The organism is Arthrobacter sp. NPDC056727 (assembly GCF_042790555.1).
GTDB lineage: Bacteria > Actinomycetota > Actinomycetes > Actinomycetales > Micrococcaceae > Arthrobacter.
Map to the genome: position 1 here is coordinate 154359 of NZ_JBHTZA010000006.1, position 25033 is coordinate 179391.

The window sequence follows — 25033 nt, forward strand, 5'->3', positions numbered from 1 at the left end:
CTGTCTTTTCCTGTTAGGGCAGCGGGCGTGCCGCGAAATTCCGGGAGTTTTGGGCGGCCGGGGGAGGCCGGGGAGAGCCGTTGGCTCCGGCGACGGAATTTCCCCCTGGCCTGGGGAAAAATGTGCGCGCGGCAGGGCACAAACCGGGTTCTTCTGGCGTTGTGACGGATGAATCATTCCAGCGATTCGACGGAGCGTGAGCAGCAGGCCATGGCGACTGATTATGATGCGCCGCGGAAGTCCGAAGAGGACCTCAATGAGGACTCGATGGAGGAGCTGAAGACCCGCCGCGCCGAGAAACCGACCGCGCTGGTGGAGGAGGACGAGTCCGACCTCGCCGAAGCGTACGAGCTGCCCGGAGCCGACCTGTCCGCTGAAGAGCTGATGGTCCGTGTCCTGCCTGCCCAGGCCGACGAGTTCACGTGTTCGTCGTGCTTCCTGGTCCGGCACCGCTCCCAGATCGCCCGCGAAAAGAACGGCCTGCTCTACTGCCGGGACTGTGAAGGTTAGCCGGGACTGCCAGGGCAGGGCGCGCTGCGAAGGCTGGGTGGCTAGTTACCCTTGAGGGCGGCGACCAGTTCCTCCGGGCGGCGCGTGGACGTCAGCCAGTACGGGGTGGGGTCCGAGGGATCGGTGAGCTCGATCCTGACCACCGGATCGATCCACCCCCGGATGCAGAGATAGGCCAGGCCGTTCAGGCGCGTGCCGCGCTCCGCCGTCGCGTCCTTGCCGCGGTACGCCGCTGCCCCGCCGACCATGCTGCGTTCGATGCTGGCCCGGCCCACCTGCAGGGTGCGCGTGGTCACGGTCAGTGAAGGCGTGGACAGGACCAGCAGCACCAATTCGATGGCGAACAGCACCGCGGCCGCGGTGAAGCCGGCCGCCAGGCTGATGGGGGCAAGGACAAGGATGCCGGCTGAGGCGATGCCCAGGGCAACCACCCAGATCCACGCGCCGGGCCACAGCTTTTCGGAGAAAATGACGGTTTCATCCGGTGAAGACGGGTTGCGGGCAGGAACGGCAGCGCTTGATTCGGGCATGCCCACAAGCTTAGTGGCCAGTGGGAGGGCGTACTGCAATAGGAGGAGTTCGAGCCCGGGCGATAGAGTGTGGGACTGTGACTGACGAATCAACCGCCATGACATCCCTGGCACATCAGGCCCCCGGTGGTGCCGCTGCGCAGCCGCCCCGGGCGGAGTTCGGAGCACCCACGGTGCAGGTACAGCTGAAAATGCTCGACGACGGCCTGGAAGCGCCGTCGTATGCCCACCCCGGCGACGCCGGCGCGGACCTGCGGGCCCGTGAGGACGTGGTGCTTGAGCCGGGTGAGCGGCGGCTCGTCCCCACCGGTGTAGCCATCGCCCTGCCGGATGGTTTCGTGGCCCTCATCCACCCCCGTTCGGGCCTCGCCACCAAGCACGGGCTCACGGTGGTGAACGCACCCGGAACTGTCGACGCCGGATACCGCGGGGAGATCTCGGTAACGCTGCTCAACACCGACCGTGACACGGCGATAGAACTGCGCCGCGGCGATAGAATTGCACAGATGGTGATCCAGCGCGTGGAGCACGCGCAGTTCGTCGCCGTGGGGGAGCTGAACGACTCTGTCCGCGGTGCCGGCGGGTTCGGCTCCACGGGCGGGTTTGCCGTTCCGGGCACGTAGCTGCACACCCCGTCACCGGGGCACCCCTTCAGCTGCACACCCGCAATTCGGGGCGCGCGAAACGATCACGACTAAGGAGACAACGCATGGTTTTTGGGCGGGGCAGGAAAGCCAAGAGGCAGGAATCGGCAGAGCCGGAGGAGATCCAGGATGATCTCATCCCGGATGCGGCCGGAAATGCCGCGGACAGCCGCAGGGCCAACGGTCCCTTCGATGTCTCCGAGATCAGCAGCCGCGACGGCTATGTGGACCTCGGCGCCCTGCTCATTGCCCCGCGCGACGGGCTTCAGCTCCGCCTTGAAGTCGAGGAAGCCACCCAGCGCGTCGTCGCCGTGACCATGGACCTTGAGGGCTCGAGCCTGCAGCTGCAGGCGTTTGCCGCGCCCCGCTCGGAAGGGCTCTGGGACGAGATCCGGGAGCAGATCGGCCAGTCCGTCGGCGGCCAGGGCGGCCAGGTCGAGGAGATCCCGGGGGACTACGGGGTCGAACTCGTGGCCAAGCTGCCTGCGGGCGCCCCGGACGGCAGCCAAGGTTACCGGGTGGCCCGCTTCGTCGGCGTCGACGGCCCCCGCTGGTTCCTTCGCGGTGTTTTCGGCGGCGAGGCCGCGCTGGACCGTGAAGCGGCCGCCGCCCTTGAAGATCTGTTCCGCAAGATCGTGGTCATTCGGGGCGAGAACCCCATGCCGCCCCGCGACCTGTTGCAGCTGCGCTTGCCCAAGGACGCGGCCGGACCCGTGCCCCCTGCCGCCCCGGATCTCGAGCAGCCCGAACGCGGGCCGGAGATCACCCAGATTGGTTGACACCGGCGGCCCGCAGGACCAGGCGGTACCCATCCGCGGGCTGCCGGAGCGCGGGCGCGTCCTGTGCCACGGGTTTATCGAGTCGGTGACCTACGCGCCCCCGTCGCAGGTGGCCGCCTTCACTGCCATCGTCTCGGACCATGACACGCTTCCCGCCGAACAGCGGGGACGCCTGAGGGTCATCTGGCTGGGCCGCCGGCGGATTCCGGGGATCGACGCCGGGGCCGAACTCAAGCTCGAAGGCATGCTGACCGTCAAGGACGGCATGCCCACCATGTTCAACCCCCGCTACGAGATACTGTCCCGCCAGGAGAACCAATGACTTTGCCTGAGAACCCCGATTCGGGACCGGGCCGCGAGGAATCCAAGCCCGCACCCGAAAACCCGGGTTTCGCCGGGTTGGCCGAGGACTACGCGTCCAAGGCCGGGCTGCACCGCACCCATGACGGCCGCATCGATGTCCTCAAGAGCGCCGGCGGTTACCAGGGAATCGCCGAGAGCATCCTGCCCGGCCTGGTCTTCCTGGTCGCCTTCACTGCCACTACCGCCCTCACGCCGTCACTCATTGCCGCGCTGGGCACGGCCGCCATCTTCACCGTGGTCCGGCTGGTACAGCGCCGGCCGCTGACGCAGGCGCTGGCCGGCGTCGTGGGTGTGGGCATCTCCGCATGGCTTGCCAACACCACCGGCAAAGCTGAGGACTTCTACCTTCCCGGATTCCTGACGAACGCGGCCTACATCGTGGCGATGGTCATTTCCATCGCGGTCCGCTGGCCGATCGCGGGCCTGCTGTTCGGGTTTATCCGCAACGAGGGCCTGGATTGGCGCAAGGACGCTGCCCGGGTCCGCGCCTACCGGCTGGGCACGTGGATCATCGTCGGCGTGCTGGTGCTGCGCCTGCTGGTGCAGGTTCCCCTGTATCTCATGGGGCCGGACGGCCTGGCGGCTCTGGCCACCACCAGGCTGATCATGGGCGCACCGCTCTATATCCTCGGCGTGTGGCTCGCCTGGCTCATCACCAGGCCCGCGGCAACGCCTGACGGTCAGCCGTCGAAGCCGTCGTCGTCGAGCTGATCTGCCCGGGCCGGCTGCTCTGCCCGCACCGGCTGGTCCCCGGTTGCCGGCACCGCGACGGACTCCTGCCCTTCGGGGGACGACTGCTCCTCGACGGACTCCTCGCTTCCGCCGGATCCGTGCCCTTCACCTGACCCGTGCTCCTCGCTGGAGCCGGGGGACAGCAGTTCGCGCAGCTGGTCTTCGGCCGCGATGGTGGTGACGAAAAACAGTTCGTCGCCGCCGTCGATGACGTCGTCCCGGCTGGGCGTGATGGGTGCCTGGTCCCGCAGGATGGCCACGAGCGTGGAGTCCTCCGGCCAGTCGATGGCACCCACCGTGAGCCCAATGGCGTGCGAGTCATGCGGCACCGTGAATTCAACCAGGGATGACACACCTGTCTGCAGCGTCAGCAGCCGGACGAGGTCGCCGATCTCCACCGCTTCCTCCACCAGGGCCGTCATGAGCTGCGGGGTGTTCACGGCAACGTCCACGCCCCAGGAGTCGTTGAACATCCAGTCATTCTTCGGGTTGTTCACGCGTCCCACCGTGCGCCCGATGCCGAATTCGGTCTTGGCCAGCAACGAGACCACCAGATTCACCTTGTCATCTCCCGTGGCGGAGACCACCACGTCAGCGTCCTCGAGGTTCGCATCCTGCAAGGTGCTCAGTTCACAGGCGTCGCCGACCAGCCAGTGCGCTCCCCGGAGGCCGCTGCGGCCGATAACTTCGGGCTTGAGGTCAATGAGCAGGATCTCGTGTTTGTGGGACAGCAGCTCACGGGCGATCGAGGAGCCGACGCTTCCGGCCCCGACGATGACGACTTTCACTTAGGACTCCTTGGCGGGTGCTTTGGCGAGGATGTGGGCGACTTCGGACGTGCGGTCCACCCGCAGCATGGCGTGCACCGTGTCGCCGTCCTGGTAGGAGGTGCCCGCGGAGGGCAGCATCCCCTCGCCGAACCGGGTCAGGTAGGCGACCCGGACGCCGGCCACCTTCTCAATGGAGGACACCGGGTGGCCCACCCATTCCGGGTGGAGGTCGAGTTCGGCCAGTACGAGGCGGCCGGAAGGGTCGCGGAAGTCCCCGGCAAGGTGCTGTTCGGGCAGGATGCGGCGCAGGACCTGGTCGGCACTCCAGCGCACCGCAGCCACGGTGGGGATGCCCAGCCGCTGGTAGATCTCGGCGCGGCCGGGATCGTAGATGCGGGCCACCACGTGCGGCACGTGGAAGGTCTCGCGCGCCACCCTCGTGGCCAGGATGTTGGAGTTGTCGCCGCTGGAGACGGCCGCAAAGGCATAGGCGTCTGTGACGCCCGCCTGCTTCAGGGTGTCGCGGTCAAAGCCGACGCCGGTCACTTTCCGGCCGGTGAAGCCCGAGCGGAGGCGGCGGAAGGCGCGGTCGTCCTGGTCGATGATGGCTACCGAGTGGCCGGCATCCTCGAGCGTGTGCGCCAAGGTGGCCCCAACGCGTCCACAACCCATGATCACGAAGTGCGCCACGCGTTTCTCTCCTCAACTCTCGCCGACTGCTCCGTAAGACTCTACCGCCGAAACCTGCCATGACATCGCGTGCGAATCAGACTAGCTTTGTGTGGTGCTGACAATTCTGAATGCCGTGAAGCGCGTGCTGGTGGGAAGGCCTTTCCGGAACGACAGGATGGCCCACACCCTCCTGCCGAAGAGGATCGCGCTGCCGATCTTCGCATCGGATGCGCTGTCCTCCGTGGCCTACGCCCCGGATGAGATTCTCCTGACGCTGGCCCTGGCCGGCGTCAGTGCGGTGACCATTTCCCCGCTCGTGGGCCTCGCCGTCATGGTGGTCCTGCTCACGGTGGTGGCGTCCTACCGGCAGAACGTCCACGCCTACCCGTCCGGCGGCGGTGACTACGAGATCGCCAACGAAAACCTGGGCAAGTACGCCGGGCTGACCGTCGCCGCTGCACTGCTGGTGGACTACGTCCTGACCGTCGCCGTGTCCATGTCCTCGGCGGCCGCCTACCTCACCACCGCCATTCCCTCGCTTCATGGGCAGCAGGCCATGATCGCCACCGTCGGCGTCGTGATCCTGGCGCTGGTCAACCTGCGCGGCATCAAGGAGGCCGGCAGCGTCTTCGCGGTACCGACGTACATCTTCATGGCCTCCATCCTCGGCATGACCGCCGTCGGCATCTTCCAGGCAACCACCGGCCAGCTCGGCCAGGCGCCGTCGGCCGCGTTCACGATTGTCCCGACTCCCGAATTCGACCAGGGCCTCGTGGGCCTGGCCGGGGCGTTCCTGTTGCTGCGCGCCTTTTCCTCGGGCGCCGCCGCCCTGACCGGTGTGGAAGCGATCAGCAACGGGGTGCCCAACTTCCAGAAACCAAAGAGCAAGAACGCGGCCACCACGCTGCTGCTGCTCGGCATCATCGCCTCGGCCATGCTGGCAGGCATTATCTACCTGGCCAACGCCACCAAAGTGCATATCGTGCTGGACCCTGCCAAGGAATTCCTGCTCAACGGGCAGCCGCTGCCGGAGGGCTACATCCAGAATCCGGCCATCAGCCAGATCGCCCAAACCATTTTCGGCGCCGGATCCATACCGTTCTACGTCGTGGTTGCGGCCACGGGTGTCATCCTGGTGTTCGCCTCGAACACTGCCTTCAACGGCTTCCCGGTGCTCGGCTCCATCCTTGCCCAGGACGGGTACCTGCCCCGGCAGCTGCGCACCCGCGGCGACAGGCTCGCCTTCAGCAACGGTGTGCTTGCCCTGGCAGCCGGCGCGCTGGTGCTCATCCTGTCGTTCAACGCGGATGTGACCAAACTCATCCAGCTGTACATCGTCGGTGTTTTCATCTCCTTTACGGCAAGCCAGCTGGGCATGATCCGGCACTGGGGCCGGGAGCTGAAGCTTGCCAAGGACAAAGCCGTCCGGCGCCGCATCATCAAGTCGCGCACCATCAACATGACCGGCTTCGGCATGACCGCCCTGGTGCTCGTGATCGTGCTGATCACCAAGTTTGAGCAGGGCGCCTGGATTGCCCTGCTCGCCATGTTCATCCTGTTCCTCATCATGTGGAGCATCCGCGCCCACTACGACAACGTTGCCAAGGAACTGGCCGTCGACGAGGACTCCTCGCCGCGCGCCCTGCCCACCCGCGTGCATGCAGTGCTGCTGGTGTCGCACGTCCGCAAGCCGGTGCTCCGCGCCCTGGCCTATGCCCGTGCTTCCCGGCCGTCGCGGCTGGACGCCATCACCGTGGACATCAACGCCGAGGAGACAGCGCATACACTTGCCGACTGGGAGAAGCTCGAGATCCCGGTTCCGCTGACCATCCTCGCCAGCCCCTACCGCGAGACGGTCACGCCGATCATGGACTACATCAAGAACATGCGCCGCGACTCCCCGCGGGACCTCATCGTGGTCTACATCCCCGAGTACGTGGTGGGCAAATGGTGGGAGCAGCTGGTCCACAACCAGACAGCCCTCCGCATCAAGACCCGGCTCCACTTTGAGCCGGGCGTCATGGTTGCCAGCGTTCCCTGGCAGCTCAAATCATCCGAAGAAGCCAAGAGACTGCAGGACATTCAATGAGCCCGGACACCCAGACCACCTCCACCGGACTCGAACTGGTGGTCGACGTCGGCCCCGTGGCCCACGGCGGACACTGCGTGGCACGCCACGAGGGCCGCGTCGTCTTCGTCCGCCATGGCATCCCGGGGGAGCGGGTGCGCGTCCGGCTCACCGACGCCGAGGAGAAGGCCAAGTTCTGGCGCGGGGACGTCGTGGAGGTGCTGGACGCTTCACCTGACCGGGTACCGCATTTCTGGCGCACCGCCGATTCCGCCGGTTCCTGGGCGCACGGCCGCCCGCCGGTGGGTGGCGCCGAACTGGGCCACATATCGCTGCGGCGCCAGCGCAGCCTCAAGTCCGAGGTGCTGGCCGAACAGCTCCGGCGGCTGGCCGCCGTCGAGCTCTCCCCGGAGGTGGAAGCGGTCGGCGAGGCAAAAGCCGGGACAACGGACAGTGCCGGAACTACAGGCAGTGCCGCAACAACTGACAGTGCCGGAACAAAGAACGACGGCGGAACAGGCCTTGGGTGGCGCACCCGCGCCAGCTTTGGCGTCACCGGCAGCGGCCGGCTGGGCATGCACGCCCACCGCTCCGACCAGGTCATTCCCGTGCAGGAAATGCCGCTCGCCATCGACGGAATCAACGCCCTGCGGCTGTGGGACGTGGATCTGCAGGGCATCGAGCGGGTGGAGGTTGCCGCTCCCGCCAACGGCTCGCGGCCGCTGGTGCTGCTCGCCCCCGCTCCCGGGACCCGCGCCAAGCGGCTGAACTCCATCCTGTCCCAGCTCCCGGCAGACGTGTCCGTCGCCAGTTACGATCCCCTCAAGAATGAAAGCCTGCAGCTCCGCGGCCGGACCTGGGTGCAGGAATCTGCGGCTGGGCACGACTACCGGGTCACCGGCGCGGGGTTCTGGCAGATCCACCGCGACGCCCCGGAAACCCTGGTGGGGGCCGTCACGGAATTCCTGCACGACGGCGGGTTCCTTGAACCCGGTGCCGCGGTCGCCGACCTTTACGCCGGTGCGGGCCTGTTCACTGCTCCGCTGGCTGACGCGGTGGGGGAGACGGGCTCGGTCCTGTCGGTGGAGGGCGCCCCGGGAACCAGCCGGGACGCCCGGAAAAACCTGCACGGCGCACCCCAGGTGGAGATCGTGCAGGGGAAAGTGGAGCGGGTGCTCCGGCAGCGGCCGCGCCAGTTCGACGCCCTGGTGCTGGACCCGCCGCGCGCCGGCGCCGGCAAGGCGGTGGTCAGCCAGCTGATTGACTCAAACCCGCGTGCCATTGCCTACGTTTCCTGCGACCCGTCGTCGTTCGCACGTGACATCGGCTACTTTCAGCAGGGCGGCTGGCAGCTCTCCGGGCTGCGGGCTTTCGACCTGTACCCGCACACCCACCACCTGGAGACGGTGGCACTGCTGACTCCCCGCGGCTGATGCCACTACTATGGGCCCTGTAGTCCCCGTCGCGCCCGTGTTCCCGGCTGACCATGCAGTTTGTTGCGACCGGCACTAATTAGGGTGCCCTAACTAGCAAGCGGTCTACCGCGCGACAAAGATGAAACTGTTGCGAGAGGAGTCCTGCGATGAGCACTGTGGACAGCTTCGGTTCAAAAGGCAAACTTGATGTTGCCGGAACCGAATACGAAATTTTCCGGTTGAACTCCGTTGAAGGTTCAGAAACCCTTCCGTTCAGCCTTAAGGTACTGCTTGAAAACCTGCTGAGGACCGAGGACGGCGCGAACATCACCGCCGATCACGTTCGCGCCCTGGCAGGATGGGACCCGAATGCCCAGCCCGACACCGAAATCCAGTTCACGCCCGCCCGCGTGATCATGCAGGACTTCACTGGTGTTCCCTGTGTGGTTGACCTTGCCACCATGCGCGAGGCAGTCAAGGAGCTCGGCGGCGATCCAAAGAGGGTGAACCCGCTTGCTCCGGCCGAGATGGTCATCGACCACTCCGTCCAGATCGACGTCTTCGGTAACTCCGGCGCGCTGGAGCGCAACATGGAGATCGAATACCAGCGCAATGGTGAGCGCTACCAGTTCCTGCGCTGGGGCCAGACCGCGTTCGACGACTTCAAGGTTGTCCCGCCGGGAACCGGCATCGTGCACCAGGTCAACATCGAATACCTGGCCCGCACCATCATGACCCGCGAAGTGGGCGGCGCGCTGCGCGCCTACCCCGACACCTGCGTCGGCACTGACTCGCACACCACCATGGTCAACGGCCTGGGCGTGCTCGGCTGGGGCGTCGGCGGCATCGAGGCCGAGGCTGCCATGCTCGGCCAGCCGGTGTCCATGCTCATCCCGCGCGTGGTCGGCTTCAAGCTCAGCGGCAGCATCCCTGCCGGTGCCACCGCCACTGACGTGGTCCTCACCATCACCGAGATGCTGCGCAAGCACGGTGTGGTGGGCAAGTTCGTGGAATTCTACGGCGAAGGCGTTGCCGCGGTGCCGCTGGCCAACCGCGCCACCATCGGCAACATGAGCCCGGAGTTCGGCTCCACCGCTGCCATGTTCCCGATCGACGACGTCACCCTCGACTACCTGCGCCTGACCGGCCGTCCCGAGGAGAACGTTGCACTGGTTGAGGCCTACGCCAAGGAACAGGGCCTCTGGCACGATCCTTCCCGCGAGCTGCGCTTCTCCGAGTACCTCGAGCTGGACCTCTCCACGGTGGTTCCTTCCATCGCCGGCCCGAAGCGTCCGCAGGACCGCATCGAGCTGACAGAGGCCAAGGACGAGTTCCGCCACGACCTCAAGAACTACGTGACCCACGACGCCGACGCCGGCACGCTGGACGAGTCGCTGGAGGAAAGCTTCCCGGCTTCCGACCCGCCCTCCTTCACCACCGGCGGCACGCACGTGACCGACACCGACCGCGTCCCGCCGAAGTACTCGGCCGCGCACGGTGCCGAAGGCCGCCTTTCCAGCCCCGTCGCCGTGAAGATGGAAGACGGCCGCGAGTTCGACCTGGACCACGGCGCGGTGACCATCGCCTCGATCACCTCGTGCACCAACACGTCCAACCCCTCGGTCATGCTTGCCGCCGCCGTGCTGGCCCGCAACGCCGTGAACAAGGGCCTTACCGCCAAGCCGTGGGTCAAGACCTCTGTTGCCCCGGGCTCCAAGGTTGTCACCGACTACTACGAGAAGTCGGGCCTGACCCCGTACCTGGAGAAGCTGGGCTTCTACATCGTGGGCTACGGCTGCGCCACCTGCATCGGCAACTCCGGCCCGCTGGAAGCCGAGATCTCCGAGGCCATCCAGGCCAACGACCTCGCCGTCAGCGCCGTGCTCTCGGGTAACCGCAACTTCGAAGGCCGCATCAACCCGGACGTCAAGATGAACTACCTGGCTTCCCCGCCGCTGGTCATCGCCTACGCCCTGGCCGGTTCCATGGACTTCGACTTCGAGACCGACGCCCTGGGCAAGGACGAAGCAGGCAACGAGGTCTTCCTCAAGGACATCTGGCCCAACCCGGTCGAGGTCCAGGAAGTCATCGACTCCTCCATTGACAAGGAAATGTTCGCCAAGGGCTACGAGGGTGTCTTCGAGGGCGACGACCGCTGGAAGGCGCTCGACACCCCGGCCGGCGACACCTTCGCCTGGGATGCGAAGTCCACGTACGTCCGGAAGCCCCCGTACTTCGAGGGCATGAAGGCCCAGCCGGAGCCGGTCCAGGACATCACCGGTGCCCGCGTGCTGCTCAAGCTCGGCGACTCCGTCACCACGGACCACATCTCCCCGGCCGGTTCGTTCAAGTCCGACACCCCCGCCGGCCAGTACCTGCTGGCCAACGGGGTGGAGCGCAAGGACTTCAACTCCTACGGCTCACGCCGTGGCAACCACGAGGTCATGATCCGCGGCACGTTCGCGAACATCCGCATCAAGAACCAGCTCCTGGACGGCGTGGAGGGCGGCTTCACCCGCGACTTCACCCAGGCTGACGGCCCGCAGGCCTACGTCTACGACGCCGCCCAGAACTACCAGGCAGCCGGCACCCCGCTGGTGGTCCTGGCGGGCAAGGAGTACGGCTCCGGTTCGTCCCGTGACTGGGCCGCCAAGGGCACGGCTCTGCTGGGCGTCAAGGCCGTCGTCGCCGAGAGCTACGAGCGCATCCACCGCTCAAACCTGATCGGCATGGGCGTTCTTCCGCTGCAGTTCCCGGCCGGCGAGTCCGCCGCCACGCTGGGCCTGACGGGCACTGAAACCTTCGCTGTCGAGGGCGTCACCGCCCTGAACGAAGGCACCACGCCCAAGACCCTGAAGGTCACCGCCACCGCCGAGGACGGCTCCACCAAGTCCTTCGACGCAGTGCTCCGCATCGACACCCCGGGTGAAGCGGACTACTACCGCAACGGCGGTATCCTGCAGTACGTTCTGCGCCAGATCTCCGCTAACTAGCGGGTTCCTGCCGGGGTCAACCCCGGCGGGCAGCGCACAAGAAGCCCCGGCCGGTCACCAGACCGGCCGGGGCTTCTTGCATTGCTGTACCGGCAGAGGCGTTAGAGTTAATGGGCATGTCTACCAGCCGAAGGAGGGGCCGTTGGGAATCTTGGAGACCATCCGGAGTCCGCAGGACCTGAGCAAGTTGTCCGCGGCGCAGCTGGACCAGCTCGCCGCCGAGATCAGGGAATTCCTGATCGGCAACGTCTCCCAGACGGGAGGCCACCTGGGTCCCAACCTCGGCGTCGTTGAACTGACCATGGCGGTGCACCGGATCTTCGACTCGCCCCGGGACAGCATCGTCTTTGATACCGGCCACCAGTCCTACGTGCACAAGCTCCTGACGGGGCGGCAGGATTTCAGCACCCTCCGCCAGCAGGGCGGCCTGTCCGGCTATCCTGACCGCGCCGAGTCCGAGCACGACATCGTCGAAAGCTCCCACGCCTCGTCCTCGCTGTCCTGGGCGGACGGCATTTCCCGCGCCCGCCAGCTGACCGGTGACGGCGACCGGTACGTCATCGCCGTCGTCGGGGACGGCGCGCTCACCGGCGGCATGGCCTGGGAAGCCATCAACAACATCGCGGCGGACAAGAAGCGCCGCGTCGTGATTGTCGTGAATGACAACGGCCGCTCCTACGCCCCCACGGTCGGCGGCTTTGCCGACTACCTGGCGTCCCTGCGCCCCACCATCGACTCCCTCCGCGCGGCACCCGCCTACGAGGTTGCCCTGGACTGGTGGAAGAAAAAGCTCCAGAACGGCGGACCCGTCGGCCAGTTCACCTACAAGAGCCTGCATGCCATGAAGAAGGGCATCAAGGACTGGTGGGCTCCGCAGGGCATGTTCGAGGACCTCGGCATGAAGTACATCGGCCCGGTGGACGGCCACAACCTGCAGGCCCTGGAGCATGCCCTGTCCACGGCCAGGAACTTCGCCGGCCCTGTCATCGTGCACGCCATGACCGAGAAGGGCCACGGGTATGCCCCGGCCCGCGCGCATGAAGCGGACCAGTTCCACGCCGTCGGAATCATCGACCCCGAGACGGGCGAGCCGGCCGAGGCCGGCGGCTCGAAGTCATGGACGTCGGTCTTCGCCGATGAAATCGCGGACATCGCCGACGAGCGCAAGGACATTGTCGGCATCACCGGTGCCATGCTCATCCCGGTCGGTCTGCACAAGTTCGCTGAGCGGCACCCGGAACGCGTGTTCGACGTCGGCATCGCCGAACAGCACGCCCTCACCTCCGCGGCGGGCATGGCTTTCGGCGGCCTGCACCCGGTGGTGGCGGTCTACGCCACTTTCCTTAACCGCGCCTTCGACCAGCTCCTCATGGACGTCGCCCTGCACAAGGCGGGCGTCACCGTTGTCCTGGACCGCGCCGGCGTCACCGGTCCCGACGGCGCGAGCCACCACGGGATGTGGGACATGGCCATGGTCCAGATCGTTCCCGGGCTGCACCTGGCCGCTCCGCGCGACGCCACCAGGCTCCGCGAGGAGCTCCGCGAGGCCGTGGCCATCGAGGACGCGCCCACGGTCATCCGCTATTCCAAGGGAACGGTCGGTGCCGAGGTCGAAGCGATTGAACGGCTCGACGACGGCGTGGACGTGCTCTCCCGCCGCCCGGCCGGATCCACCGAGAACGATGTCCTGATCGTCAGCGTGGGTGCCATGTCCGAACTCGCCCTGAACGTCGCCAACCGGCTGGGCGCCCAGGGCATCAGCTCCACCGTCGTCGACCCCCGCTGGGTGCTCCCGGTCCGGAAGTCGATCATCGCCCTGGCCGCCAGGCACCGCCTCGTCATCTGCATCGAGGACGGCGTCCGGGCCGGGGGAGTCGGCTCCCGGATCCGCCAGGAAATGCGGGCCGCCGGGGTGGACACCGCCCTGAACGAGGTGGGCCTGCCGGTGGAATTCCTGGACCACGGCAGCCGGAGCCAGGTGCTGGAGCGGGTGGGACTCACCGCCCAGCAGATCACCCACGACGTCGTTGCCCAGGTCCTCGGAACCAAGGTTCCGTTCGCGCGTCCGCTGCCCGGCCAGGAACACCCCACCACCGGAAGCCTGCCCAAACTGTGAGGGAGCCCGATTCCCTGCAGCCGGGCGAACTGGTGGTGTCCCGGAACCGCAAATGGGACGGCTCGGCGCACTGGGTGGTGCCCGGCCGGTACCTCGGCGAAGACCAGCACGGCTGGTGGGTTTTCCAGCCGGCCAACGAGTTCTGCTCGCGCCCCGGCGCCGCCTTCTACACGGCATCCGATGCTGTGCTTCTGGTTCCGCGGACCGGCGAGTTCGTGGTCACCTTCGACGACAACACGTACCCGGGCGACTTCCGCGTCTACGTTGACCTGGCCACCGGCCACGAGTGGCGCAGCATCAAACCCGGCGTCACGGAATTCCACGTCATCGACATGGACCTCGACGTGATCCGCTCGGTGACGCGCGGCGTGTTCGTCGACGATGAGGACGAGTTCGCTGAGCACCGGCTGCGGATGGAGTACCCTGAGACGCTGGTGCGCTCCCTGCAGGCGGAGTGCGACGCCCTGTTCCTTGCCGTCAAGGGCCAGGAAGCTCCCTTCGACGGCACCGACACCACCTGGTTCACGAGAGGACGGGCATGAGCGGAATTATCCGGGTCTACAAGCACGACGACGAAGGAACACTCCTGTTCCGCGAGGCCTGGTACGACGAGGACTACAGCCAGTTCGTCATGAACCACGGCGCCGTCGGCCACCAGAGCAAGACCCAGGAGACCGACGTGCCCGACGCCGAGGCCGCCGAACGGCTGATGGACGCCTTCGAGGTGGCCTGCACCGAGGATGGTTACGCCGAGATCCCGGACGAGGAGCAGTACTGGGTGGTGGCCCAGTACGCGCTCAAAACCCGGGAAGGCACCAGCCGGGACCGCTACCTGGAGGAAAAGGCGAAGGACGCGCTGTCCGGCCACCTGGCCTGGCGCGGCCTGGGCATAGTGGACCGCTCGGAATTCAGCGACGCCAAGCTGAACATTTTCTGCCTCTGCCCGGACGTGAACAAGGCCGTGAACGCGATCAAGGTCTGCATCCGCGGCGAGGACCTGGACTTCACCAAGCTGAGCATCGGGGCAGCTCCGTTCAGCGATCCCTCCGCCCTCAAGCTCAAGCATGCACCAAAGCAGGTGACCGGCTTCACCCTGTAAGACCGGCACCTTCAAAGCAGTCCAAGCACAAGGAAGGCAGAACGTCATGACAAAGAAGTCAGCCCAGCACGGCCGCACACCGCTTCCGCGGGGCCTCGCCTCTCCCGACCGCAGAATCCTCGCCCATTCCGGCGTGGAGTCGCTTGAACAGCTGGCAGAGTTCGGCCGCCGCCAGCTGGCGGCGCTGCCCGGGATCTGCCCGCGGACCCTGGCCCAGCTGCAGGATGCGCTGGAGGAGCACGGCCTGGAGTTCGCCTCCGCCTGAGCCGGCCTCTGCAGCCGAGGCGGAAAGCCGGGCCGGAACGGCCGGCGTCTGCGCCGTTATAGGGTGATTCCATGACTGAATACCGCCGTCTTGGAAAGTCCGGACTGACCGTCTCCGTCGTGGGCCTCGGCTGCAACAACCTGGGCCGGGCAAACACGGTGACCGAATCGCAGGAGGGGACGGACGCCGTCGTGCATGCCGCCCTGGACGCCGGGGTGACGCTTTTCGACGTCGCCGACACCTACGGCCGGGAGCCTGGCCTCAGCGAAACGATGCTGGGCAAGGCCCTGGGCGCCAGGCGCGACGACGTCGTGGTGGCCACCAAGTTCGGCATGGACATGCGCGGCGCCAACGGCGAGGACTTCGGCGCGCGCGGTTCGCGCCGCTATGTCATTCGTGCCGCCGAAGCGTCCCTGCGCCGGCTCGGCACCGATTACATCGACCTGTACCAGTTCCACACGCCCGACCCCCTGACGCCGATCGACGAGACCCTCGACGCGCTGAACGACCTCGTCACCAGCGGCAAGGTGCGCTACATCGGCCACTCCAACCGGGCCGGCTGGCAGATCGCCGAGGCCGAGTTCGTGGCACGTGCCCGCGGCGGGGCCCGGTTCGTCTCCGCGCAGAACCACTACAACCTCCTGGACCGCCGCGCCGAGCAGGAGGTCACCCCGGCTGCCGAGGCCTACGGGCTGGGCGTGCTGCCCTACTTCCCGCTGGCCAACGGCCTCCTGACTGGAAAGTACGCGCAGGACCAGGCGCCCGAAGGTTCACGCCTGAGCCACACGCGGACCAACCTGGTGCACGACGCCGACTGGCAGCAGCTGAAGGCGTTCAGCGCCTTCGCCGCCGCCCGCGACCTGACCGAGGTGCAGGTGGCCTTCTCCTGGCTTGCCGCGCAGCCCTCGGTCAGCAGCGTGATCGCCGGCGCCACCCGTCCGGAGCAGGTCCGGCAGAACGCCGGGGCGGTTGCCTGGGTGCCGGACCGGGCTGAACTCGACGAACTGGACGCCATCTTCCCGCAGACCCCCAAGGTGGCCCTGTTCTGATGCCGTCCATCCTGATGGATGTTGACACCGGGATCGACGACGCCCTCGCGCTGGTCTACCTGCTGTCCCGGCCGGAGGTCCGGATTGAGGCCATCACGTGCACGGCAGGCAACGTGGGTGCCCGCCAGGTGGCACTGAACAACCTCGCCCTGCTGGAACTCTGCGGCCGGGCAGGCATCGAAGTTGCCGTGGGGGCGGAAGTGCCGTTGGAGATTCCGCTGGTCACCACCGAGGAGACCCACGGACCCCAGGGGATCGGCTATGCCGAGCTCCCGCCGCCGGAGCAGGAGATCTCACCGCGGCACGCCGTGGACGTGTGGGTGGAAACGGCCAGGGCACGTCCGGGTGAGGTCACCGGGCTCATTACGGGGCCGCTGACCAACTTTGCACTGGCGCTCCGGGCGGAGCCGGACCTTCCCAAGCTGCTCAAGGGGCTGGTCATCATGGGCGGCTGCTTCAACTACCAGGGCAACACGACGCCGACGGCGGAGTGGAACGTCTCCGTGGACCCGCATGCCGCCGCTGAGGTGTTTGCCGCCTACAGCGGTCTTCCGGAGGAGAACCTTCCGGTGGTGTGCGCCCTTGAGACCACGGAACGCATTGAACTGCGCCCGGAGCACCTGGAACGCCTCGCCGAGGCCGCCGGAGCAAGGCCGGAACTCGTGCTGCCCGGCCAGCCGGAAGGACAGCGCAGCCACTCGGACAACCCGCTCGTGGCATGCCTTTCCGATGCCATCCGTTTCTATATGGAGTTCCACCGGCTTTACGACCAGGGCTACATCGCGCACATGCACGACGCCTTCGCCGCCGCCGCGGCCATCGGCCGTACCCCGTACGGCGCGCGGCCGGCCACCGTGCATGTGGAAACGGACTCGCCCCGCCTCGTCGGGACCACCGTGGCGGACTTCCGCGGCATCTGGAAAGAGCCGTTCAATGCCAGGATCGTCACCTCCAACGAGCCCGCGCAGTGCTTCGACGAACTGATTTCCTCGGTGGGCTCGCTGGCCGCCACGGTGGGAAAGCGTTCCTCCCGCTAGTGTTGGCCTGCCGGCCAGGCCGCATGCGCAAAGGCCGTAGCACGGTATGCCCGCGGATCGGTAGGATGATAGGCGCGCCAAGGTGACATAGGCGCCTGCTTCCGCGCACGCGGAACATCACGCCACGGGTGCGGGACCCGCCGTATTCAGCTTAAGGATCCACCATGTCACAGCCGTCCCTGACCCTCCCTCCGGCCGACCGGAAGACCGTCCGGCGCCGGAGGCTCCTCGAACTGCTTGGCGCCGCTGCCATCGCGGCAACGTTCGTCTTCCTGGTCCTCACCCAGCCTGCCGACATCGCGGGCGGGCTCGGCAGCGTTTCCTCGCTCGTCGCGCTGGGCGGCTTCCTGCTCGGCGCCCTGCTGCTGATCGTGGGCGTGCTCCCCACCCTGCCCACCTCCACTGTGGTGCTCATCCCCGTGGCCCTCGTCCTGAACATCGTGCTGGGACAGCTCATGGGCACCAGCGGCCTGCCGTTCTACCTTGACTCCATCGGCACCGTGCTCATCGCCGTCCTGGCCGGCCCCGCCGCCGGCGCCGCCACCGGTGCCCTGAGCAGCATCGTGTGGTCGTTCTTCAACCCCACTGTCCTGCCCTTTGCTGCCGGCGCCGCGCTGATCGGGTTCCTGGCCGGGGTGGCCGCACGCTACGGGCTGTTCCGCCGGTTCTACCTGGCCCCGGTGGCCGGGTTCGTCACCGGCATCATCGCGGGCGTGGTGTCCGCGCCGATCGCCGCGTTCGTTTTCGGCGGCACGTCCGGCGCCGGCACGGGTGCGATCGTCAGCGCCTTCCGGGCCATGGGCGACACACTGCTGGCCGCCATCACCAAGCAGGCCCTGATTTCCGACCCCATGGACAAGGCCATCGTCTTCGCCATCGCTGCCATGCTGGTCTACGCCCTGCCGCGGCGCACCACGTTCCAGTTCCCGTTCGTCCGCCGCTTCCGCGTCCTGGCCGGCAAGGAGCCGGCGGCGCGGAATTCCTGATCCCGGGAACCGCGCCCAGGTGGCCGCACGGCTCAATCCGCTGACCACGCTGACGGCAGCCGGCGCCGTCCTGGTGATTACGACGGCGGCCGCCAGTTGGGCGGTATCACTCACCGTGGCAGCCGGCGCAGTGCTGCTGTCCGCCGTCGCCGGCACCGTTCGGCGGGTCCTCCTGGCCGCGGCCGCCATCGTGGTGCCCTTCTGGCTTTCACTGCTGCTGATCCACGGCCTCTTCTTCCCGGAGGGGCGCACCGTGCTGGCGAGCTGGGGGCCGGCGCGGATCACGGCCGAAGGACTGACCTTCGCACTGGAGATGGGGCTGCGCACCGCCGCTTTTGTCCTGGTGCTGATGGTGTTTTCCTTCAGCGTCAGGGTACCCGAGCTGGTCGCCGCCCTGGCTGCCCGCCGTGTTCCGCCGCAGGTGGGGTATGTCCTGGCATCCACTTTGCTGCTTGCCCCGCTGGTCGCTGCGCGGCTGGAGAAGGTCCGCCAGGCGCAGGAGTCGCGCGGACTTGTGGTGGGTCGGGGGCTTGGGAGCAGGGCTGCGGCCATCCGGCTGCAGATGGTCCCGCTGGTGCTGGGCCTGGTTCACGACGCCGGCATCAGGGCACAGTCCCTCGACGCCAGGGGGTTCCGGAGCGCGGGTCCCCGGACCAGCTACACTCAGGTCCGCGATTCGGCTGCCCAGGCGGCCTTCCGCATTGTCGCTGTCCTGCTCGCCCTGGCGGCGGTGGGCTGGCGCATCGTTGAGTCGCTTTCCGGCGGGTCACTGCCCGGCCTTTCTGCTTCCGGCCTGTCACTGTCCGGCCTGTCATTGCCCAGCCTGTCATTGCCCAGCCTGTCACTGTCCGGAGTTTCATTGTCCGTTTGGTCACTGTCCGTTCTGTCACTGGCCATCGGCGGCGCCGGATGATCGCGGACAGGACCGCCGAAACGAGGCTGCTGGCCTCGATCGCCGAGTTTTCCTACCACGGCGATGCCGGTCCAGCATTGCACGGGGTGGAGGTGGCCGCCGCGCCGGGTACTCTGACGGCGGTGCTTGGCGGTTCCGGCAGCGGAAAATCCACGCTGGGACGGCTCCTTGGGGCCTGGCTGCTGGCCGGGCGGGATGGAACGCTGGCAGGGAGCCTGCAGCTGGAGGTGGGCGGGCAGCCGGTCAGCGGCCGTCCGCTGTTCTTCACCGGGATGCCGGATGATCCGCGGATCGACCCCGGGGCGTGGGCACGTCACGTCGGCTACGTGCCCCAGGAGGCATCGTCCATGCTGTCGGCCGTCCGTGGAACGGTGGAGGAGGAGCTTGCCTTCACCTTGGAGAACCGCGGCATTCCACGGGAACACATGGTGCGCACCGTCGCCGATGTTGCCTGTAGGACCGGACTCGAAGGTCTCCTGCAGCGGGATCCCGCAACCCTGTCCGGGGGAGAGCTTCGCCGCTTGGCTGTGGGCTGCGCCGTGGTGGACGATCCCGGCATCCTCGTCCTCGACGAACCGCTCGAATCCCTGGACCAGGCCGGTATCCGGACCGTTGTGGAACTGGTCCATGCCGAGCTGGCCCGGGGTGCCGCCGTCGTGGTGCTGAGCCAGCACGCCGATGCGCTGACCCGCGCCGCGGAGCACTGGCTGGTACTCAAGGGCGGGAAGGTGACGGCCTCGGGACCGCCTGCCCGGGTCCTTGCCGGAGGGGCACTGGCTGAATCCGGCGTCGTCATCTCGTCCCCGAGCTCCGAACCGGCAGATCCTGCTGTAACTCTGCTTCCACTCCAGGCCGCCGCGGGAACCACAGCGGCTTTGGAGCTCGCGGGCGTGACCTTCGGTTTCGGGGCGGGACAGACGCCGTCGAAGGACAGCCTGCTGCTGGAGGAGGTGGACCTGCAGGTGATGCCCGGGGAAGTCGTCGCCGTGACCGGGCCCAACGGTGCCGGCAAGTCCACGCTGCTCCGGCTCCTCAACGGCCTCTACCGCCCGCTTCGCGGCGACGTCCGCGTGGCAGGCGGGTCCATTGCCGGCGTCCCCACGGGGCTGGTGGCACGGCGGTTGGGGCTCCTGTTCCAGCACCCCCATGACCAGCTGTTCGAGCGGACACTGCTGCGGGAGGTGCTGTTCGGGCTGGACCGCATCTTCGGCTCGAGCGCACTGGAGCGGGCGGAGGCAGCCCTGGCCGCCGTCGGCCTTGAAGGCAGTGGAGGCACTCACCCCCATGAGCTGCCGGCCTCGGGGCAGAGGCTGCTGGCCCTGGCCACCGTCCTGGCGCGTGAACCGTCGGTGATCGCGCTCGATGAACCCACGGTGGCACTGGACGCCCACGGGCTGGCGCGGCTGACTGCCGCCGTGTCAGCGGCAGCCGGCCGCGGCGCCGCCGTCGTAATGGTGACTCACGACATGGCATTCGCCAGGACCCACGCCCACCGGATGCTCAGGCTCGACGGCGGCCGGCTCCGGCCGCACTGAAGCGCGAACGTACACTTGTGGCCCTGGCCCTGTGCGGGCCGGCAGCCCTGCGGACGGGGCCCAAGTGTCCGTTGGGCAGGTTCGGCTCGGTGACGGATCAGGACCGGGAGGCCACACCCGCCGCCAGGAACCGCTGGCCGTTGACCCTCTCTGCGGCTCCCGTCCTGTCGAGGTAGGGGGTGATCCCGCCCAGGAACATCGGCCAGCCGGCGCCCAGGATCATGCACAGGTCGATGTCCTGCGGCGCGGCCACCACGCCCTCGTCGAGCATCAGCCCGATCTCCTCGGCAAGGGCGTCCTGGGTCCGGCGCAGCACCTGTTCCGCGGTCGACGGCGTGCTGCCGAAGGACATCAGGGCCGTGGTGGCCGCCGGGATCTGCTGCCCGCCGTCCTCCGCCGGGGTCCACAGGGAGCTGACGTTGTTGTCGACCAGTTTCTGCAGGTTCTGCGAGACCGGGAAGCGGTCGCCGAAGGCGGCGTGCAGGGATTCCTGCACATGCTGGGCCACCGGCAGCCCCACCATGGCGAGGAGGGTGAATGGCGTCATGGGCAGACCCATGGGCCGCAGCGCGGCGTCCGCAACCTCCGCCGGCGTGCCTTCGTCGAAGGCGGCAGTGACTTCGCCGAGGAGCCGCAGCAGAATTCGGTTGACCACGAATGCAGGGGCGTCCTTGACCAGGACGGCGGTCTTTCTCAGGCCCCGGGCGAGTTCAAAGGCGGTGGCCAGCACGGCATCGTCCGTCTTCGGTGCCCGGACGATTTCCAGGAGCGGCATGACGGCCACGGGATTGAAGAAGTGGAAGCCCACCAGGCGCTCCGGGTGCTGCAGGTCTTCGGCCATGGCGGTCACGGAGAGCGAGGACGTGTTCGTGGCAAGGATGCACTCGGGCGAAACAATGGCCTCAAGCTCGGCGAACACCTGCTTCTTGACGTTCAGTTCCTCGAACACGGCTTCAATAACAAAGTCCGCGTCGGCGAATAGCTCCTTGGAGACCGACCCCGTCACGAGCGATTTGGCCCTGGCAGCAGCGTCACTGCCCAGCCTGCCCTTGGCCAGGAGCTTGTCCACTTCGGTGTGCACGTAGCCGACTCCCTTGTCGACCCGCATTTGGTCGATGTCGGTCAGGACCACGGGAACGCCGAGCTGGCGGGCGAACAGCAGGGCGAGCTGGCTTGCCATCAGGCCGGCACCCACCACGCCGATCTTCGTGATTGGCCGGGCGAGCTCGCGGCCGGGGGCGCCGGCGGGCCGCTTGGCCCGCTTCTGCACGAGGTCCAGGAAGGCGTAGACGGTGGCACGGAACTCGTCCGTCTGCATGAGGCCGGCCAGCGTTTCGCATTCCAGGGCGGCCGACTCCGCCTGGGTCATGGTGCGGTTGGCCGCCATGATGTTCAGCACCTCGGCGGGAGCCGGTGAGGCGTTGGACGTTTTGGTTTCGACGTAGGCGCGGCCGGCAGCAACGGCGTCCGCCCAGCGGGCTGCAACCGCGGGGTCGGCGGGATCGACGGCGGCGGGGCGGTCCGGCAAAGTTCCCGAAACAACGCGGGCAGCCCAGTCGATCGACTGGTCCAGAAAGCTTTCCGGCTCGAACAGCGCGTCCGCGATGCCGAGCTTGAAGGCCTCGGCGCCGGACAACGTGCGGTTGTTGTTCAGCGCGTTCTCGATCATCACCTTGACCGAATTCTCCGGCCCGATAAGCCGCGGCAGCAGGTACACGCCGCCCCACCCGGGCACCAGCCCCAGGTAGGCCTCAGGAAGCGCCAGAGCCCCGGCGCCGGTGGAAACGGTGCGGTAGGTGGACTGCAGGGCGATCTCCAGGCCGCCGCCAAGGGCCACGCCGTTGATGAAGGCGAAGCTGGGTACGCCGAGGTTGGCGAGCGTGGAGTAGACCTCGTGGCCCAGCTGGGCCATCCACAGGCCATACTGCCGGTCCTGGAGGGATGTGACGGCGGACAGGTCCGCACCGGCCACGAAGAAGTTCGGCTTGCCCGTTATGCCCACGGCCGCGATCTCACCCCTGGATGCCCGCTCGCGCAGCCTTTCGAGGACGGTGCCCAGTTCAACCAACGTGTTGGGGCCCAGCGTTGTTGGCTTCGAAGGGCCCAACCCGTTATCCAGAGTGATTAGGGCGAGGACGCCAGCGCTGGCCATGCCGTCTGTGGCCGGGAGTTCAATATCCTGCACGGAGGAATGAGTGACAGCTTCGTCCGGGAAGAGATCGGCAAGCTTGCGGAAATCGGCGGCGCTCATTCTGTGGCTCCTCATCGAGACGTGCATGCGGTCCGTGCCAGGACAACGCGACCAACCGTGACCGGGCATCAGTGAACCCAACGTTACTCGCGAGTAATATCTGCTGCAACCGGTCCGATTCCTGCTGCGGGGGAAGGCTTGGGACGTTTCTCGGTGTAAAGGGGCGACGGCGTGGCAACCGGACCCGGACCCGCCGTGGGCAGGTTCCGCGACGCGGTGAATACCTGATCAACCCACGCCGGGCGGGAGGCGTCTAGGCTGCTTTATTCGATTCCCAGGCGGGCCTTGGATCTACTGGCAGCGGTGGGTCCAGGGCATCGGGCATCGGGCGCTCGATCCTCTGAGGGGCGTCGGGTTCGTCGGGCTGAACCGGAGGTTCGGCACAGTCGGGCGGTGCCGGCCAGGTCTCGTCGGGTGGTGGTTCTGGTAAGGCCGGCGGCTCTGGCAACTGTTGGCCGGGTGCCGTGTCGGACCAGCCCGGCGGAGCCTCCATCCAGTCGGGCCGCTCTGGCAAGCCTTGGCCGGGTAGCGCGTCGAACCATTCGGGCGGCTCCGGGCAGTCTTCGACGGGTGGTACAGATGGCCAGATCGGGGGTTCCCAGTCCTGCTGTTCGGCCGGGAAGTACCGTCCGGACGGGGAGATCCAGCCGGGCGGCTTTTGGAGGGTGGCGCCGACCGGTCTCCACGCGGTCGCGTGTTTGAGGCGGTGGTGTTTGGGGCAGGGCTGGCCGAGGTTGGCGATGCCGGTGCCGCCGCCGTCGGCCCAGGCGAGGATGTGGTCGGCGTCGTTGTCGAGGGAGTGGTTGTTGCAGCAGGGGAACGTGCATTTGGCGTCCCGCAGCCGCAGCCATTGGCGCATCGGCTTCATGACCCGGTAGCTGGTGCGCCCGATCTCCAACGGTGCCCCGTCCCGCGGGTCGGTCAGTACCCGCAGGAACGATGTTGCGCCGTCAGCGACCAGCCGGCGGGCCATGGAGGCAGGGATCGGCCCGTACCCGTCGAGCATGGCAGGTTCCTCGGTCAGGCCGAGCAGCGAGAACACCGGCACCGTGACCAGGACCTGAGCTGCCGGGGACGGAACATCACCGGCAGCCACAGACCCACCCGGCGCAGAACCGGCTGAAACAGAACCGGCTGAAGCAGATCCGGCTGAAACAGAGCCGGCCGACACAGGGCCTGGGTGCGTGCCGCCAGCGCCCTTGCCAGGCGTGAGCATCCATGCAGAGGCGACGTCGGCCCGCAGCTGCGTCAGGGTTCGGGTTTCGGTAGGCCCCTGAAGCCCACGCGCCGCGGCGGTGGCGCGGTTCCAGATCCCGGCGGCCTGGTCCGCGGGCAGATACGCCGATATCCACGCCATGCCGTCACGGTCCGGGGTGTACTCCAGCCGCCGGTCCTTGGCACTGTTCCGGTGGCGGGTTTCGAGGCTGTCCTGGTGGTGCCGTTCCCGCCAATACCGTGCCCTGGCCCGGAACCTCGCCGGTGTCAGTTCCCCGGCCGGGCAGCCGCGGGCCGGGTTGGGAATGCCCGGGTCCAGGAAGTGCGCTTCCAATGCCCCGGCGGCTTCGGGTGACAGGCCGTCGGTTTCGTCGCACATGATGCGCCCATGCTGCCACGACAGTGTCCCTGACCCCATCCCGGCCAGCGTCAACGGCAGATCTGTACTCAGCCTGGCGGACTCGGCCAGGAACCGTGCCGCCGCGCCGTCGCTGACGGTCAGTGCACAGGCTACCGACGCGGTCACCGACATCTCCCGGGCAGCACGGGCTGATGGGCGCTCATCTGGTGGCGCTATTGCAGCCTCCGTGGCAGCGAATCCGGCCGCGCAGTGCACCTTCACGGATGCCAGCCGGGCTTCCATCCCGGCCACATCGGTCAGGCCGTCCAGGAATGCATCCGCCTGCCCCTGGAGTGGGTCCGCCTGCTCGGGCACCGGATCCGTGCCAGCCGACCCCGGGTCAGCAACCCTGCGGAGCTCGGCGGCCAGCGCTAACGCAGAGGCACTGATGGCCTCCAATGCCTCCGCAGCCGCCGCACTGTGTTCCATACGGAGAGCATGTCACGTGGCTATGACTAAGACGACGCTGCCCTGCGTCTATGTGGAAAACAGGGCCTATGTGGAAAACAGAGCCGTTGTGGAAAACCGGAAGTGACCTAAACCCGCGTCATGAGGTTGCCCGAACAATCTGGCAGTAGGGCGGGCGGAACACCACCAATGGCCGTCTAGCGGCGTGTTCTGGTCAGCACCTGGGTGCGACGACGGGGTCGTTCCGTCCGCATGAACCATTTTGCCCCAGATGTGGGGCATG

The 25033-nt window shown here is 67.4% G+C and carries 22 protein-coding genes; 17 read left to right on the plus strand and 5 right to left on the minus strand.

Annotated elements, in window-relative coordinates; all coding sequences use genetic code 11:
- Positions 1–210: 210 nt before the first annotated feature.
- Positions 211–510: a DUF4193 domain-containing protein gene (locus ACFRAH_RS08245; protein WP_377990420.1), complete on the plus strand. Its 300-nt coding sequence runs from the start codon at positions 211–213 to the stop codon at positions 508–510.
- A gap of 41 nt (positions 511–551) precedes the next feature.
- Here ACFRAH_RS08245 and ACFRAH_RS08250 read toward each other — a convergent pair whose 3' ends face one another.
- The gene (locus tag ACFRAH_RS08250) at positions 552–1040 is read right to left on the minus strand and encodes a DUF3093 domain-containing protein (protein WP_377990421.1); all 489 of its coding nucleotides are present in this window, start codon (positions 1038–1040) and stop codon (positions 552–554) included.
- Positions 1041–1117: 77 nt separating this feature from the next.
- Between ACFRAH_RS08250 and dut the strand changes: the two genes are divergently transcribed.
- From dut to ACFRAH_RS08270, 4 genes are all read left to right on the plus strand, one after another.
- Positions 1118–1663 carry a dUTP diphosphatase gene (gene dut / locus ACFRAH_RS08255; RefSeq protein WP_377990422.1) on the plus strand — a complete coding sequence of 182 codons (546 nt, stop codon included), beginning with the start codon at positions 1118–1120 and terminating at the stop codon, positions 1661–1663.
- Between the two features lie 86 nt (positions 1664–1749).
- The gene (locus tag ACFRAH_RS08260) at positions 1750–2463 is read left to right on the plus strand and encodes a DUF3710 domain-containing protein (RefSeq protein ID WP_377990423.1); all 714 of its coding nucleotides are present in this window, start codon (positions 1750–1752) and stop codon (positions 2461–2463) included.
- Positions 2456–2785 (plus strand): hypothetical protein, encoded by a 330-nt coding sequence (locus ACFRAH_RS08265; protein WP_377990424.1) that lies wholly within the window; start codon positions 2456–2458, stop codon positions 2783–2785. The genes ACFRAH_RS08260 and ACFRAH_RS08265 overlap by 8 nt, the downstream gene beginning before the upstream one ends.
- Entirely contained in the window at positions 2782–3537 is a 756-nt protein-coding gene (locus ACFRAH_RS08270; RefSeq protein WP_377990425.1) for a DUF3159 domain-containing protein, read from the plus strand. The genes ACFRAH_RS08265 and ACFRAH_RS08270 overlap by 4 nt, the downstream gene beginning before the upstream one ends.
- Here the strand turns inward: ACFRAH_RS08270 and ACFRAH_RS08275 are convergent.
- A complete protein-coding gene (locus tag ACFRAH_RS08275; protein WP_377990426.1) occupies positions 3507–4346 on the minus strand; it encodes a potassium channel family protein in 840 nt (279 codons plus the stop codon). The two genes, ACFRAH_RS08270 and ACFRAH_RS08275, sit on opposite strands and share 31 nt — an antisense overlap.
- The gene (locus ACFRAH_RS08280; protein WP_377990427.1) at positions 4347–5018 is read right to left on the minus strand and encodes a potassium channel family protein; all 672 of its coding nucleotides are present in this window, start codon (positions 5016–5018) and stop codon (positions 4347–4349) included.
- A gap of 94 nt (positions 5019–5112) precedes the next feature.
- Here ACFRAH_RS08280 and ACFRAH_RS08285 point away from each other — a divergent pair, with 94 nt between their 5' ends.
- The 12 genes from ACFRAH_RS08285 (at position 5113) to ACFRAH_RS08340 (ending at position 20476) form a co-directional block, all read left to right on the plus strand.
- Positions 5113–7089, plus strand: a complete 1977-nt coding sequence (locus tag ACFRAH_RS08285; protein ID WP_377990486.1) for an APC family permease — start codon at positions 5113–5115, stop codon at positions 7087–7089.
- Entirely contained in the window at positions 7086–8501 is a 1416-nt protein-coding gene (locus tag ACFRAH_RS08290) for a class I SAM-dependent RNA methyltransferase (RefSeq protein ID WP_377990428.1), read from the plus strand. The genes ACFRAH_RS08285 and ACFRAH_RS08290 overlap by 4 nt, the downstream gene beginning before the upstream one ends.
- Positions 8502–8650: 149 nt before the next feature.
- On the plus strand, positions 8651–11476 hold the full coding sequence (locus ACFRAH_RS08295; RefSeq protein WP_377990429.1) for an aconitate hydratase: 2826 nt from the start codon (positions 8651–8653) through the stop codon (positions 11474–11476).
- Positions 11477–11618: 142 nt separating this feature from the next.
- The gene (gene dxs / locus ACFRAH_RS08300; protein WP_377990430.1) at positions 11619–13592 is read left to right on the plus strand and encodes a 1-deoxy-D-xylulose-5-phosphate synthase; all 1974 of its coding nucleotides are present in this window, start codon (positions 11619–11621) and stop codon (positions 13590–13592) included.
- On the plus strand, positions 13589–14134 hold the full coding sequence (locus ACFRAH_RS08305) for a DUF402 domain-containing protein (RefSeq protein WP_377990431.1): 546 nt from the start codon (positions 13589–13591) through the stop codon (positions 14132–14134). Before dxs ends, ACFRAH_RS08305 begins: the two co-directional genes overlap by 4 nt.
- Entirely contained in the window at positions 14131–14691 is a 561-nt protein-coding gene (locus ACFRAH_RS08310) for a hypothetical protein (protein ID WP_377990432.1), read from the plus strand. Before ACFRAH_RS08305 ends, ACFRAH_RS08310 begins: the two co-directional genes overlap by 4 nt.
- Positions 14692–14737: 46 nt before the next feature.
- On the plus strand, positions 14738–14956 hold the full coding sequence (locus ACFRAH_RS08315; protein WP_377990433.1) for a hypothetical protein: 219 nt from the start codon (positions 14738–14740) through the stop codon (positions 14954–14956).
- A gap of 71 nt (positions 14957–15027) precedes the next feature.
- Complete coding sequence (locus tag ACFRAH_RS08320; RefSeq protein ID WP_377990434.1) at positions 15028–16005, plus strand: aldo/keto reductase; 978 nt, start codon at positions 15028–15030, stop codon at positions 16003–16005.
- Positions 16005–17042, plus strand: a complete 1038-nt coding sequence (locus ACFRAH_RS08325) for a nucleoside hydrolase (RefSeq protein WP_377990435.1) — start codon at positions 16005–16007, stop codon at positions 17040–17042. Before ACFRAH_RS08320 ends, ACFRAH_RS08325 begins: the two co-directional genes overlap by 1 nt.
- A 164-nt stretch (positions 17043–17206) precedes the next feature.
- The gene (locus tag ACFRAH_RS08330) at positions 17207–18028 is read left to right on the plus strand and encodes an ECF transporter S component (RefSeq protein WP_377990436.1); all 822 of its coding nucleotides are present in this window, start codon (positions 17207–17209) and stop codon (positions 18026–18028) included.
- A gap of 19 nt (positions 18029–18047) precedes the next feature.
- On the plus strand, positions 18048–18941 hold the full coding sequence (locus ACFRAH_RS08335) for an energy-coupling factor transporter transmembrane component T family protein (protein ID WP_377990437.1): 894 nt from the start codon (positions 18048–18050) through the stop codon (positions 18939–18941).
- On the plus strand, positions 18938–20476 hold the full coding sequence (locus ACFRAH_RS08340) for an ABC transporter ATP-binding protein (protein ID WP_377990438.1): 1539 nt from the start codon (positions 18938–18940) through the stop codon (positions 20474–20476). Before ACFRAH_RS08335 ends, ACFRAH_RS08340 begins: the two co-directional genes overlap by 4 nt.
- A 97-nt stretch (positions 20477–20573) precedes the next feature.
- On the opposite strand, the gene ACFRAH_RS08345 is transcribed toward ACFRAH_RS08340, so the two are convergent.
- On the minus strand, positions 20574–22727 hold the full coding sequence (locus ACFRAH_RS08345; protein WP_377990439.1) for a 3-hydroxyacyl-CoA dehydrogenase NAD-binding domain-containing protein: 2154 nt from the start codon (positions 22725–22727) through the stop codon (positions 20574–20576).
- A gap of 253 nt (positions 22728–22980) precedes the next feature.
- Positions 22981–24771: a DUF222 domain-containing protein gene (locus tag ACFRAH_RS08350; protein WP_377990440.1), complete on the minus strand. Its 1791-nt coding sequence runs from the start codon at positions 24769–24771 to the stop codon at positions 22981–22983.
- Positions 24772–25033: the final 262 nt, after the last annotated feature.